Raw genomic sequence first — 13,539 nt, 5'->3', positions numbered from 1 at the left:
ATCCCATCCCGAACTCAGAAGTGAAACGATGCATCGCCGATGGTAGTGTGGGGTTTCCCCATGTGAGAGTAGGTCATTGTCAAGATTAAATTCCAGAACCCCTGTCTGCTAACGCAGACAGGGGTTTTGTCGTTTCAGGGCTTCCGAACATCAGGCCGCTTTGCGAGCCTTGCTGATACGTCGGGCTTGCCACTTACGCCACCAGATGTAAACGCCAGTCCCTGACAGTCCCGCAATCACAACACCCAATACTGCGATCAGCACCTGCCCGGTAAAGCCTATGATCCGCCCGCCATGTATCGGTAATTGCAATCGATAAAACCGCTCCCCCAATGTCCCTTCTCCAGCGATTTCCTGCCCTAATAATCGTCCGTCCGTGCCGTGAAAGAACAACCAGGATTTTCCATGCGCTTGAGTGTCATGTTGTCCAAATCCTGCGCCGTAGAAGTTGTACTCAAAGCTGTAATACAACTCCCCGATCGCCGCTGTCAGTCCTAACCTCTTCCCCTCGACCAATGCCCTTTCGTACGCCTGTTGATAACTCAACTGTGTCACCCCCAACTCAGATGGAGGCATTCGCCCTCGAGCCTCATAAACGCTCGGCTCGATCGGTGAAAGCAGCGACACCGCCGGTTTGAAGACCTGACTGGGCAAGTTCATCGCGACACTGCTGACCGCAATCGGTAGCAACAACAACCACAGCCACAATCCACTGGCCCGATGCAGATCGAAGTTGAGTCGATAAACGTGGCCGCCCTTGATCTTCCAGGCCGCCGACCACTTTTTCCAGAACGGCTTGCCACGAGGAAACGTCAGCCACAGCGCGATGAAACAATCGATCACCCAGGCGCTGGCAACCAGCCCCATCAACCACAAGCCCCAGTTTCCGGGCAGCGTCAGGTTGTAATGAAACTCGAGAATGAACGGAATGAAGTTCTCCCGGGAAAAGCAGCACTCGCCCCAGTAACGTTGCCCTTTCTGCTCGGCACTCACCGGGTCCAGATAGAACACCTGATTGCGCTCATCAAATGGTTTGCCCGTCGCCGGATTCTTACGGGGAACAGCTGCCAATAGCGCGGTATGCCCCAACTCGTCCGGATACTCCATGTACCAGACCTGCAGCTTCGGATGGGTGGTTTGCACAGCCTCGACCAACGCCCCTGGAGGCAATCGCTGACCCTCGGCGGAAGCCGCATAGAATTGCGGATTCAGCCATTCATCCAGCTCATGATTAAACGCCAGAATGCTTCCGGTAATCCCGGCCAACAGCAAAAACACCGCCGTCGCCAGGCCGATATAGCGATGCAACAACACCAACAATGCGCGCATGAAGATTTCCCCACAAAGACGACAAAGCCAGCCCCTGAGAAATAAGCGGCTGGCTTTTTTATGCACAAGGCAAAGGCTTAGAACTGGTAGCTGACCGTGGCGGCGACGTTGCGCTCTTCGCCCATGTAGCAGAAGTTCAGGCTGGCGCAGGAGGCCACGTAGGACTCATTGGTCAGGTTGTTCGCATTCAAGCGCACGTCGACGCCCTTCAAGCCGACCTTGCCCAGGTCATAACCGATCGAGGCGTCTAACAAGGTGTAGGAAGGCACCTTCAGCGTGTTTTCCGCGTCCGCCCAGCTATAACCGACATAACGCACACCACCGCCCAGACGCAGGCCATCGAGTACCGCGCTGTCGAACTTGTAGTCGGCCCACAACGAGGCCATGTGCCGCGGTGCCTGAGTCGGCGAGTTGCCTTTGTTCTCGATCACGTCGGTCGGCGTGCTCAAGGTGCTGACCATCGACTTCGAGTACTCGATATCGGTGAAGGTGTAGCTGCCAAGCACTTTCAGGTTGTCGGTCACCTGCATGTGCGCTTCCAGTTCGAGGCCTTGCGAACGGACAGCGCCTACAGCGCGATAGAAGTTTTCCTGCGGCAGTTTGGTCGCCAGATTTTCTTGATCAATGCGGAACAGCGAGGCTGTGAACAGGTTGTCGGTGCCCGGCGGTTGATACTTCAGGCCGACTTCCCACTGTGTGCCATCGGTCGGAGGCAGAGGATTACCGGCGCTGTCGGCATACGAGTTCGGGTTAAACGACTCGGAGTAGCTGATGTACGGCGCCAGGCCGTTATCGAACAGATACAACGCGCCGGCGCGGCCAGTCAGTTTGGTGCGGCGGTCGTTGATTTCCGTGCCCACCGGACGGCCCGCTTCGGCGATACGGTTCTCATCCGACGTCTCGACCCAGTCCTGACGCAGACCCAGCGAAAACCGCCATTGATCCATCTCGATCAGGTCTTGCAGGTAGACCCCGGTCTGCTCCAGGCGGCGCAGGTAACTTGTGTCGCCGTACATATCGATCGCCGAATTGCCGTAGACCGGGTTGAACGCATTGATCGGCGCCAGACCGCCGCTGGTCCAGTCGACCACGGTTTTGCGCCGCTGATAGTCCGCACCCATCAACACGGTGTGCTTGGTAGCTCCGGTGAAGAATTCGGCCTGCAGCATGTTGTCGACGATGAACGCATGCAGACGTTCATCGCCGCCGGTGTAGTAGCGGTTAAGTTCGTTGCTGGTTGGCGTCGTCCAGCCATAGGCGTAAACCTGATCCATGTTCACTTTGGAGTCGAGGTAACGGAAGTTCTGCCGCGCTGTGAAGACGTCGTTGAAGCGATGTTCGAACTGATAGCCGAACGATTGCTGATCCCGCGAGTAGCCATCAATCCCCGGCTCACCCTCGAAGAAGTGCGGCGAGATGCGATTGCCGTTGCGCTGATGAATCGTCCCGTCCGCCGGCACGCCACCGTGGTAGCCGCCATCCGGATCGTGCTGCAGATACGCCTGCAGCGTCAGCGAGGTGTCTTCAGTGAAATCGATGCTCAGCGTCGGAGCGAGGGCGAAGCGTTTTTCCTTGTTGTGGTCGAATTGTGTGTCGGACTGATCCGTCAAACCGGTCAGACGATAGGCAATGCTCTTGTCGTCATCGACTGGGCCGCTGAAGTCAAAACCGACCCCGCGCTGACCTTGGGTACCGACCGTGGCCTGAACCTGATGATAGGCCTCGTACAACGGCTTTTTGCTGGTCAGCGCCACCAGGCCACCGGGCGAACTGCGGCCATACAAGACCGACGACGGGCCTTTGAGAATATCCACGCGCTCGAGGAAATACGGATCGACCTGCATGGTGCTGTAGGTCCCGCTGTCGCCCATCGACTTGAGGCCGTCGAGGTAGATGTTATCCACCGAGCCATCGTTGAAGCCGCGCATCGCCACATAGTCGTAGCGATGGGTCGCCCCGTAAGGGTTGGTCAGCACGCCGGGGGTATAACGCATCGCCTGGGAGACGGTCTGCGAGCCTTGATCGTCAATTTGCTCGCGGGTGACCACGGACACGCTTTGCGAAGTTTCCAGCAACGCGGTACTGGTCTTGGTGGCGATCTGGCTGTGGGTGGCGTTATAGCCTTCCATGCTGCCGAGTGCGTTGCCGAGGGCGAAACCTTTGATATCGGTGGTTGGCAGTGCCAGCGCATCGGTTTCACTGACAGCACGCAGGACGTAGCTGCTGCCGTCCTGGCTGACTGCTTCCAGGCCCGAACCGCTGAGCAAATGGCTCAACGCCTGATCAGTTGAATATTCGCCCTGTACGCCCGGAGACTGTTGTCCCTGCGTTTGCTGCGGAGTCATCGCCAGGGTAATGCCTGCCTGACGGGCAAACTGGTTCAACGCTTCGCCCAGCGGGCCGGCGCCGATGCTGTAGCGATGACTGCTCGCTTCACTGGCAGGGGCGGCGAGGCTCAGCCCGGGCAGCGCACCGGCACCCAGAACGGTGGACAGCAGGGCAGCGCGAACGGCGTGGCGCAGCAGGCCCGATTCGGCAGTGAAATTCAGCGGTTTCTTACAGGTGAGGCGGACAGTCATTGTCGGTTTCCGTGGCAAGTCGCAAAGGCTGAGTTGAAGTGCTTACTGACCAAGCCGGACTTGTCGCGAAAACCCGCCAAAATAATTTCAGGCCACCGCCTCGAGTGTGACCCACCATCGGGTGCGATAACGCAATTGCACCGGCAGGGTCTGCGGCAGGATGGCCAGCAGCGTGTCGGTGTCCTCCAGGCGGAACACTCCGGACAGGCGCAAGTCCGCCACCTGCGGCGCGCACGTCACAAAGCCCTGACGATAACGCCCGACTTCATTGAGGAAATCGCCCAGGCGCATATTGCGGGTCACAATCAAACCATCGGCCCACGCTCCCACGTCCATATCCAGTGGCGCTGCCGGGCGCACCTGATGATGATCGATCAGATAGGTCTGCCCCGCGAGTGCCTCGACGGAGGTTGCGCCGCTGCGGATGGCGACGCTCCCGGAGCTGACGGTGAGCCGTGTGCAATCGCTGTCCTGACGCAAGATGAAGCGGGCTTTTATCGGCTCATAAATACCATGACGACTTTGCACGCGAAGTGGCCGGTTGAACGTCGCGCCTTCATCGTTACCGCCGCATGTGACGATGATTTCGCCGCGAGTGAGTTGGATCAGCCGCTGCTGCGCGGTGTAGTCCAGATCCACTGCGCTGGCAGTGTTCAGCTCGATCCGCGTGCCGTCGGGCAACTGGAACCCGCGACGCTCGCCGGTCGCCGTAGCGTAATCAGCGCGCCACTGCTGCCAGACGGAGGTGTCCTTGGCCAGCCACGCCGCGGAGCCCATCAGCACCGCGCCAGACAGCAGCTTCAAGGCCTGTCGCCGTCCGAGGCCTTGTGCACTGTTTTCCAGGGTATTGAGCGCTACGTGGGCACCCGGCACTGCGCGCAGGTTATGGCTCAATTCCGCCTGCAGCGACTGCACGCGCTGCCAGGCCAGTTCATGTTCATGATGTTCGGCGCGCCACGCGTCGCACTGATGACTCAGGCGCGCATTGCCATGGTTGTTGCGCAGCCGCAGCAACCAGTGGATGGCTTGCTTGACCACCTGTTGCTGCGGCTCGGCGCGGCGCCCGACTGAGTTGTTGTCCACAGGCATCAGGCTTCGTACCGCAACATGTAACAGTGATACAGCGCATCGGCGACGTAACGTTCGACGGAGCGCAGTGACAAGCCCATCTGCGCGGCAATCTGCTTGTGGGTCAAACCTTCGCACTGCGCCAGCAGAAACGCCTGACGCACTTTCGGCCGCAAGCCTTCGAGCATGCGCGCCACGCTCTCGAGCAACTCGACCACCAACGCGCGGGTTTCGGCGCTTGGGGTTTCGGCTTGGGGCAAATGGGCGATGGTTTCGAGATAGGCGCGTTCGATTTCTTCACGACGCCAATGATCGATCACCAAGCCACGGGCGATGGTGCGTAAAAATGCGCGAGGTGCCTTGAGTTCCAGGCGTTCGCTGCGCTGCAACAGGCGCACGAAAGTGTCCTGGGCCAGATCTGCGGCATCCGCGGCATTGCCCAGCCGCGCCCGCAGCCAGGCGTTGAGCCAGCCGTGATGACTCCTGTAAAGCGCCTGCACTGCAAACTCAGGTGAGGACATGAACGCGACAGCCCGAACGTCACAAATGATAATTAGTCGCATTTTTATCAGGGGCTGCGAATTTTGCAACCTCTGCTCGGAGATCCAGCAAAAAAACTTCGTGGCGGACGCTCTGGCACGCCGTTCGGCGGGAATCTGACAGAAATGCCGGGCATTTCCCACGCAGCCCTAAGATTTCCGCGAATGGTGCCGACAGACTGGTGAGACATGCGTGCACCAAAGTAGAGCGGCCGTCAGAACGCCGCCTGCGCTGTACATGGAATGTTGCATCCCGGAACGCATCCCCACTTTTGCATAAGAAGTCCCATGAAATGAATCTCAAGTTCAGCCATAAAATCCTGTTGGCCGCCTCGGGCGTCGTGGTCCTGGCTTTCGCTTTGTTCACCCTCTACAACGACTATCTGCAGCGCAACACCATTCGCCAGAACCTCCAGTCGTCTGTGCAGCAGGCCGGCGATCTGACCGCCAGCAGCGTGCAGAACTGGATGAGCGGGCGAATTCTGGTGCTGGAAAACCTCGCGCAGAACGTTGCCCATCAGGGCAAGGACGCCGACTTCCCGGGGCTGGTCGATCAACCGGCCTTCACCTCGAACTTCCAGTTCACCTACGTCGGTCAGGCCAACGGAGTGTTCACCCAGCGCCCTGACGCGAAGATGCCCGACGGCTACGACCCGCGTCAGCGCCCTTGGTACAAGCAGGCCGTGGTCGCCGACAAAACCATGTTGACCCCGCCATACATGGCGGCGGTCGGTGGTCTGGTCGTGACCATCGCCATGCCGGTGAAAAAGAATGGCGAACTGCTGGGTGTGGTCGGCGGTGACCTGAGCCTGGAAACCCTGGTGAAGATCATCAACTCGGTGGATTTCGGTGGCCTTGGTCACGCGTTCCTGGTCAGCGGTGACGGTCAGGTGATCGTCAGCCCGGACAAAGACCAGGTGATGAAGAACCTCAAGGACATCTACCCGAATTCCGGTGTGCGCATCGAGAAGGGCAACCAGAACGTAGTGCTCAACGGCCAGGAACGCATCCTGTCGTTCACCCCGGTCAGCGGTTTGCCGAATGCCGACTGGTACATCGGGCTGTCGATCGATCGTGACAAGGCCTACGCCGCCCTCAGCCAGTTCCGTACTTCGGCGCTGATTGCGATGTTCGTCGCAGTTGCTGCGATTGCGCTGCTGCTGAGCCTGCTGATCAACGTCCTGATGCGTCCGCTGACCACCATGGGCCGCGCGATGCAGGACATCGCCCAAGGCGAAGGCGACCTGACCCGGCGTCTGGTCGTGGAAGGCAAGGATGAGTTCGCTGAACTGGGCAGCTCGTTCAACCAGTTCGTCGAGCGTATTCACGCGTCGATTTCCGAAGTGTCGTCGGCCACCCGTCACGTGCACGACCTGTCGCAACGGGTAATGGCCTCGTCCAACGCCTCGATCATCGGTTCCGACGAACAAAGCGCGCGCACCAACAGTGTCGCCGCCGCGATCAACCAGTTGGGCGCCGCCACTCAGGAAATCGCCCGCAACGCCGCCGATGCTTCGCAGCACGCCAGCGGCGCGAGCGAGCAGGCCGATGACGGTCGTCAGGTGGTCGAGCAGACCATTCAGGCGATGACCGAGCTGTCGCAGAAGATCAGCCTGTCGTGCACCCAGATCGAAACACTCAACGCCAGCACCGACAACATCGGCCACATCCTCGATGTGATCAAAGGCATCTCGCAGCAGACCAACCTGCTGGCGCTCAACGCGGCCATCGAAGCGGCCCGTGCCGGTGAAGCCGGACGCGGTTTTGCGGTGGTGGCGGACGAAGTGCGTAACCTCGCGCATCGCACCCAGGAATCGGCGGAAGAGATCCACAAGATGATCACCTCCTTGCAGGTCGGTTCGCGTGAAGCGGTGACCACCATGAACGCCAGTCAGGCGTCCAGCGAAGAGAGCGTGGAAGTGGCCAATCAGGCCGGTCTGCGCCTGGTCAGCGTGACCCAGCGCATCGGCGAAATCGACGGCATGAACCAGTCGGTGGCCGCGGCGACCGAAGAGCAGACGGCGGTGGTGGAAACCCTCAACGTCGACGTCAACCAGATCAACCTGCTGAACCAGCAGAGCGTGGCCAACCTCAATGAAACATTGAAGGATTGTGATGCGTTGTCGCAGCAGGCCAATCGCCTGAAGCAGTTGGTGGACAGCTTCAAGATCTGATTGTCAGATTCGAGACCGCGTTATCGTTGATCGCGAGCAGGCTCACTCCTACAGGGGAACGCATTCCAACTGTAGGAGTGAGCCTGCTCGCGATTGCGGTAGCTCAATCACCGCAGAACTGAAGCCTTACACAAACAGCTTCAGCACATTCCCCATCGCATCATCGGCAAACCCCTGCACGAAATCCTTGAACCCCGGCAGCGCTTCCTCCCCACCTGAAGCCGGTTCGGCAATGATCGTCCAGGTCGCCCGCGACTTACCCGCCCCCAGCGATTCCACGTTCATCGCCGCCCACAGATTGGCCACACCCAAGGTGTTGTAGATCGTGGTCCAGGTCATGGCGCGTGCCTGGTCATCGCGGGAGTTGAGTTGTTCGACCACCACGTTGCCGTCCTTGAAGAATTTCTTGCGCAGCGACGACACGCCGTCGCCGGTCATGTCGATGTGCGACAGCGCCGGAATAAATCGGTCGAAGCCTGCGAAATTGCCGACCACCGCCCAGACCTGCGCCGCGTCCGCCGGCACTTCCACCGACGACACAACGTGGCAGCCGTGCGGGTTTTTGATCAGGGTGTCGGGTTGCAGATTGCTCATGGTGTTGCTCCTTTTTTGGATGAATCAGATGAAGTTGATTTCTTTCAGGTAATCGCAGCCGCGACGTAGCAGCGCCGGGGATTTTTCCGGGTAGTGCGCGCCCATCTGTTGCACGCCGGCTTCAGCGTTGGCGTGGCCGATCAGGGAGATGTCGCCGATGTCTTCCTCGAAGCCGTTGAGGTAGAAACCGAGCACGCCGAACAGCGCGTTGTCGGCATCGACCCGGCCCAGTTGCTGCTGCCAGTCGGCGACGCTGACCAGCGAAAACTCGCTGCCGGTTTCGCGGAACGAAGCGACGTAGGCATCCCAACTCAGCGGCTCGGGGTTGTGCAGGTTGAACACCGCGCGCTCGGTCGAATAACGGCTGGCGTGGAAGGCGATGAAGCGGGCGAGGAAGTCCACCGGCATCAGGTCGAAATTCAGCTCGAAGGCCGGTACCTGACCGAGCTGGATTGAGCCCTTGAGCATCAGCATCAAACGGTTTTTGTGCGGCTGGCAGACGCCGCTCAGGCTGTTGAAACTGATGTTGCCGGGGCGATACAGGTTGACCCACACCCCACGCTCGCGAGCCCGTTCGAGGACGCGCTCGCCGACCCACTTCGACAGGTTGTAGCCGTTGCGGATGTAGATCGGCGGGGTCGGCGCGGCGGGCAGTTCGAGCACTCGGCCTTCGCCGTCGACGGTGCTGGAAGCGGACAGTGTCGAGACAAAGTTGAAGACCTTTTTGCTGCGTCCTTCACACAGACGCAGCAGCTCGAAAATCGGCTCGACGTTATCCGCCGCCAGCGACTCGTAATCGAGCACGTGATTGACGTTGGCGGCGTTGTGCACCAGCGCGCCGAACTCGCGATCCAGGCGTTGATAATCGTCGTCGGCCAGGCCGAGTTGCGGGCGGGTGAGGTCCGTGGAGTAGATCCGCACCCGGCTCAAATCGAGATGCTCGAGACGGTTCTCGCGCAGCGCCTGAGCAAAACGCTGCGCCGCCGTTTGCCCGCCGCCGTCACGCACCAGACAGGCTACTTCGCTGGCGCCCCAACCGAGCAGCGCTTCGACGATGTGCATGCCGACAAAGCTGTTGGCGCCGGTGACGATCACCTTGTGCACATCACCCAGGCGACTGATCGGCAGCGGCTCGATGTTCAGCGGGCGTTCGGCGTCGGCCATGGCCTGTGCGCTGAGCACCGCGCTGTCATCGGTACCGCGCACCAGCGTGGCGAGCTTGATGATGGTTGGCAGTTCGATGAAGCGGTTGATCGAGATGCTGCGCCCGAATTCCTCACGCAAACGCAGCAACATCCGCGACAGCAGGATCGAATGCCCACCGAGATTGAAGAAGCTTTCGTCGGTGGAAATATCGCTGCTCGGCAGCTCCAGCAGTTCCGCCCAGATCTCCAGCAGCAGCGCTTCGTCAGCGTTTGCCGGCAGGCATTTCGGGCCGCTGTCTTGCACGCTAACCGGCAGCTCCAGCAACGCTTTGCGGTCGACCTTGCCGTTGCTGGCGAACGGCATCTGCGCCAGTTCAGTCCATGCCACCGGTTGCATGTAGTCCGGCAGAAACTGCAGAGCATGCGCCTTCAATGCATCGCGAGCGGCGTCCGATTGCGGCTGCGCAAGGAACGCCAGAATCCGCCGCTGACTGTCGATCACCACCGCCACCTGGCGGTACAACTGGCTCTCGCGCAGGCAGCGCTCGATCTCTTCCGGTTCGACCCGGAAACCACGGATCTTTACCTGATTGTCGCGCCGTCCGCACAGCTCGATACCGTGTTCGCCCCACTTGGCCATGTCGCCACTGCGGTAGGCGCGCAAGCTCTCACCGTGCGGCAGTTGCAGGGTCAGATAACGCTCCGCGGTCTGCTGCGGATTGTTCAAGTAGCCGAGGCAAACGCCGGGGCCGACGATGAACAATTCGCCGACGGTGTTCTCCGGCACCGGTTGCAACTCGTCATCGAGAATCAGCACCTGACTGTTGGCAATCGGCGCGCCGAGGGTGCGGTTGCTGTCACCCGGCTTGAGCTGGCGAGCGGTAATCAGCACCGTCGCTTCGGTGGGGCCGTAGAGGTTGTGCAGCTTGCCCTGGCGGGTCAATTGCTCGATGACGAAGGGCTCGCAGACGTCGCCGCCAGTCATCACCTCGACACCTTGCAATTGCTCCAGCGGCAGGATGCTCAGCAGCGCCGGCGGCAGGAACGCGTGGGTCAGTTGCCGACGGCGGATCAGCGCCACCAGTTGCAGCGGATCGCGGCGTTGGGTGTCATCCGGTACCACCAGTTCGGCGCCCTGCAGCAGCGTCGGAAAGATATCGATCAGCGACGAGTCGAAGCTCAGCGAAGAGAACTGCAGAACTCGGCTTTCGGTGCGCAACTGCACGTAATCGGCGTACCACGCGGTGAAGTGCGCGAGGTTCGCCTGGCTCAACAGCACGCCCTTCGGATGCCCGGTGGTGCCGGAGGTGTAGAGCGCCATGCACGGTGCTTCAAGCGTCGGCCGCTGACGCATCAGCGGCAGGTCGAGATCGGCGTCGGCACTGTCGATACGACTGACATTCAGCCCGGGCATCGACTCACCGAGCGGATGCTCGCCGTCGTGCAGCAACAACACCGCGCCGGCGTTTTGCAGGATGTATTGCTGGCGCTGCAACGGATGGCCCGGCTCCAGCGGCAGATACACTGCGCCACTGCCGAGCACCGCCAGAATCGAGGCGAACAGCGCCGGGCTTTTCGGCTGGCAGATACCCACGATCCACGGCTGCGGATGCTGCTCTAGCAGTGGCTGCAGACGTTGCTGGATCGCACGGCTGTGCGCGTGCAACTGGCGGTAGCTGAGCGAGTGCTCGGCCAGGTGCAGCGCCGGTCGCTCGGCGTGTTCGATCAGGCTGCGTTGCAGGCGCTCGATCAACGGTGTCTGCGCCTGTTGCAACAATGCCGGATGCGTCGTGGCGTTGAGGCGATGGATGTAAGCCAGACTGTCGAGAAACGACAGGTCCTCCACCTGTTCGAAGTCCGGCGCCATGGCCGGCACTGCCTGCTGCAAATACTCGGCATCGCGGGAGAAACGGCTGACCAGCAGCGCGACTTCGTCAACCACCTGCGTCAGCACCCGCTGGCGTAGTGCCTGACCGTTGCCGGACGGCTCATCGCCAATCGGCACACGGCTGATCAGTGACGAGCCGAGGAAGCACAGCAGGTCGAGCGTCGGTAAACCGCCAAGGCTCTGCGCAGCGATACCGAGGCGCAGATGCAAGTGCGGGATGGCGCAGAAATCGCCAGCGCCGATGAAGCCATCGTCAATGATCAGATCCACCGGCGATTGCGCCGTACCGCTGCGTCGTAAGGAATGACCGTGTTGTTCGAGTTCCTGCGCCAGGTCGGTCATGGCCTGGCTGGCGCCAATCAATAAAATGTCGAGACGTCTCATGTCGGCCTCCTCATCAAACCAGATAGTCACGCAGGGCGTGCTGCACGCAGGGCGTGTCGAGCAGCGAGCTGTTGTGGAAAAAGCGTACGATGTTGCCCACCAGCGGATGGTGGCGATTGATCGGGAACGCCAACCCGGCCATCTCGTCCTTGAGCGAGCGGCGCACTGCCTCGCTGACCGGCAAGGCGTCGATCAGGCGCAGATCGAAGGACTTCTGGATGTCGTTGGTCAGGTAATGGCCGATGAACACCGGCAGGATCTGCGCGATGGTTTCCCGATCCGCGTCATTGGCGGTGTGCCAATAGATGCGCACCATGCGCGCCCAGAAACTGGAGTGCCGGCCCTCGTCGAGCAGGTGATCGGCCATCAGCCCTTTGATCGACGGCTTGACCGTATCGTCCCGGGCGAACGCCGCAACGTCACCAGTCACGGTGTTCTCGGCGATGGCCACGCAGATCAGTTCCACCGCGCTGCGCAGGTGCTCGGGCGCCAGTGCCACAGCGGCAGGAATTGCCCGGCTCAGTTCGATTTCAGTGGGCAGTTCGATCGGCGCGATGCCGGTCATGGCCACGGTCTGCTGCATGAAGTCCATCGCCACCAGCGCGTGGTAATCCTCGTCCACCACCACGGTCATGGCGTCGTAGCGACAGGCGAACGGGAAGGGTACGGCGAAGCGATTCTTGGCGATGGCGCGGGCGGTCTGGTCGACGATTTCGGTTTCGAAAATCACCACGTCGTTGATGAACTTGTACAGCGTCTGCACCAGGGCGAAATCACGCTGCTGCGGGCATTCGCGCAGGAAGGTTTCGCTGAGCACCAGGGGCTGGCGGCTCAGCGGATAGATCAGGCGCTCATCGTCTTCCAGAACACGCCGTGGCCGGGTGCGGATGGTGGCGCGGGTTTCCCAGGCGTCGGCGAAGGATTGGTAATCGGCGGCGTTCATTGGGCCACCTCCGCCAAGGGCTCGCGCATGCTCAGACGCAAGCCGTCCCACAGGGCGATGCGGCTATCCACCGCCGCGATGGCGCTGGCGTAGACTTCGGCCTCACGCTGCGGATCACCGTCGACCAGGCGCTCCAGCAGTTGCTCTGCCGCCGGGCCGTGATCTTCGGAGTCGACCTCGATGTGGCGCTCCAGGTAATAGCGAAAGGTGGGTGCCTGTTCGATGCCGATCCCCCAGTCATCGAGGATGCGCTGGAACATCGTCGGGATCACGCTCTCACGGCCATGCAGGAACGCGGCGGCGACACTGTGGCCCGGTGCGTGCAGCGCGGTGTGCAGCGTCTCGCGCACAAATTTCGCCGCTGCCGGATCAACCTCAACGCTTTGCAGGGCGACGTCGTAACTCACGCCTTCCTGTTGCAGCGCGACAAACCGTTCGACCGCCGTGGTGCTCGCACCGACTTCGCGCATCGCGTCCAGGTACAGCTCGAAATGGCTGTAATGGCCGTGGGCGGGACGATCATCCGACTCTTCGCCGAGCACGATCTCGTTGATCAGCCGCGCAGCATGCGGATCGCGTGGCGGTAACCATGGCAGGCGGGTGCAGGTCAGTTCCTGTTGCAGGCGCTTGGTCAACGACATGAAATCCCACACGGCGAAGACGTGGGATTCCATGAACCGGCGCAGTACCGATAACGAATCGATCTCGGTAAAGATCGGGTGATCGCTCAATTGCGCTTTTTTCAGGGCGAGTTGTTCTTTAGTTGGCATCATGGCGAACCTCGGTGTTATTGGAATAGAGGGAGTTGCTCGTTCAGTGCATCAACATGGACTTGATAAGTTTGAAATGTTTTCTATTGGCGAACGCGGGCCTCATTCGGATTAATGAAAGTTTGC

General features: G+C 60.5%; 9 protein-coding genes and 1 rRNA gene. 2 read left to right on the top strand and 8 right to left on the bottom strand.

The annotated features are described in order from the left end of the window. A 5S ribosomal RNA gene (rrf, locus tag AC3WMV_RS18300) occupies nucleotides 1-85 on the top strand; the annotation flags it as partial. Between the two features lie 65 nt (nucleotides 86-150). Here rrf and AC3WMV_RS18295 read toward each other — a convergent pair. The 4 genes from AC3WMV_RS18295 to AC3WMV_RS18280 all read right to left on the bottom strand — a co-directional run bounded on the left by AC3WMV_RS18295 (nucleotide 151) and on the right by AC3WMV_RS18280 (nucleotide 5,497). Further along, nucleotides 151-1,329, bottom strand: coding sequence for a PepSY-associated TM helix domain-containing protein (locus AC3WMV_RS18295; protein ID WP_103367807.1), 1,179 nt, complete (start codon nucleotides 1,327-1,329; stop codon nucleotides 151-153). 77 nt (nucleotides 1,330-1,406) lie between these two features. Continuing rightward, nucleotides 1,407-3,908, bottom strand: coding sequence for a TonB-dependent siderophore receptor (locus AC3WMV_RS18290; RefSeq protein ID WP_103367806.1), 2,502 nt, complete (start codon nucleotides 3,906-3,908; stop codon nucleotides 1,407-1,409). Between the two features lie 87 nt (nucleotides 3,909-3,995). Beyond that, the gene (locus tag AC3WMV_RS18285; RefSeq protein ID WP_103367805.1) at nucleotides 3,996-4,997 is read right to left on the bottom strand and encodes a FecR domain-containing protein; all 1,002 of its coding nucleotides are present in this window, start codon (nucleotides 4,995-4,997) and stop codon (nucleotides 3,996-3,998) included. Beyond that, nucleotides 4,997-5,497, bottom strand: a complete 501-nt coding sequence (locus AC3WMV_RS18280) for a sigma-70 family RNA polymerase sigma factor (protein ID WP_103367804.1) — start codon at nucleotides 5,495-5,497, stop codon at nucleotides 4,997-4,999. The genes AC3WMV_RS18285 and AC3WMV_RS18280 overlap by 1 nt, the downstream gene beginning before the upstream one ends. Nucleotides 5,498-5,808: 311 nt before the next feature. Between AC3WMV_RS18280 and AC3WMV_RS18275 the strand changes: the two genes are divergently transcribed. After that, the gene (locus AC3WMV_RS18275) at nucleotides 5,809-7,689 is read left to right on the top strand and encodes a methyl-accepting chemotaxis protein (RefSeq protein ID WP_095140130.1); all 1,881 of its coding nucleotides are present in this window, start codon (nucleotides 5,809-5,811) and stop codon (nucleotides 7,687-7,689) included. Between the two features lie 126 nt (nucleotides 7,690-7,815). Here AC3WMV_RS18275 and AC3WMV_RS18270 read toward each other — a convergent pair whose 3' ends face one another. From AC3WMV_RS18270 to AC3WMV_RS18255, 4 genes are read right to left on the bottom strand one after another with little or no spacing between them, the layout of a single operon-like run. Next, nucleotides 7,816-8,283: an SRPBCC family protein gene (locus AC3WMV_RS18270; protein WP_103367803.1), complete on the bottom strand. Its 468-nt coding sequence runs from the start codon at nucleotides 8,281-8,283 to the stop codon at nucleotides 7,816-7,818. Nucleotides 8,284-8,307: 24 nt separating this feature from the next. Then, nucleotides 8,308-11,700, bottom strand: a complete 3,393-nt coding sequence (locus AC3WMV_RS18265) for an amino acid adenylation domain-containing protein (RefSeq protein ID WP_103367802.1) — start codon at nucleotides 11,698-11,700, stop codon at nucleotides 8,308-8,310. 13 nt (nucleotides 11,701-11,713) lie between these two features. Then, on the bottom strand, nucleotides 11,714-12,643 hold the full coding sequence (locus AC3WMV_RS18260) for a diiron oxygenase (protein WP_103367801.1): 930 nt from the start codon (nucleotides 12,641-12,643) through the stop codon (nucleotides 11,714-11,716). After that, nucleotides 12,640-13,416 (bottom strand): DUF3050 domain-containing protein, encoded by a 777-nt coding sequence (locus AC3WMV_RS18255; protein ID WP_103367800.1) that lies wholly within the window; start codon nucleotides 13,414-13,416, stop codon nucleotides 12,640-12,642. The genes AC3WMV_RS18260 and AC3WMV_RS18255 overlap by 4 nt, the downstream gene beginning before the upstream one ends. Nucleotides 13,417-13,539: the final 123 nt, after the last annotated feature.

The sequence above is a fragment of the Pseudomonas sp. FW305-3-2-15-E-TSA4 genome (genome assembly GCF_058787295.1).
Note: the sequence above shows the minus strand (reverse complement) of the source record. Positions and strands in the feature narration are given on the sequence as shown.

Excerpts from the sequence above, each read along its gene's own strand:
- AC3WMV_RS18285 (WP_103367805.1), bottom strand. The coding sequence starts at position 4,997 with ATGCCTGTGGACAACAACTCAGTCGGGCGCCGCGCCGAGCCGCAGCAA.
- AC3WMV_RS18275 (WP_095140130.1), top strand. The coding sequence starts at position 5,809 with ATGAATCTCAAGTTCAGCCATAAAATCCTGTTGGCCGCCTCGGGCGTC.
- AC3WMV_RS18290 (WP_103367806.1), bottom strand. The coding sequence starts at position 3,908 with ATGACTGTCCGCCTCACCTGTAAGAAACCGCTGAATTTCACTGCCGAA.
- AC3WMV_RS18255 (WP_103367800.1), bottom strand. The coding sequence starts at position 13,416 with ATGATGCCAACTAAAGAACAACTCGCCCTGAAAAAAGCGCAATTGAGC.
- AC3WMV_RS18270 (WP_103367803.1), bottom strand. The coding sequence starts at position 8,283 with ATGAGCAATCTGCAACCCGACACCCTGATCAAAAACCCGCACGGCTGC.
- AC3WMV_RS18295 (WP_103367807.1), bottom strand. The coding sequence starts at position 1,329 with ATGCGCGCATTGTTGGTGTTGTTGCATCGCTATATCGGCCTGGCGACG.
- AC3WMV_RS18280 (WP_103367804.1), bottom strand. The coding sequence starts at position 5,497 with ATGTCCTCACCTGAGTTTGCAGTGCAGGCGCTTTACAGGAGTCATCAC.
- AC3WMV_RS18260 (WP_103367801.1), bottom strand. The coding sequence starts at position 12,643 with ATGAACGCCGCCGATTACCAATCCTTCGCCGACGCCTGGGAAACCCGC.
- AC3WMV_RS18265 (WP_103367802.1), bottom strand. The coding sequence starts at position 11,700 with ATGAGACGTCTCGACATTTTATTGATTGGCGCCAGCCAGGCCATGACC.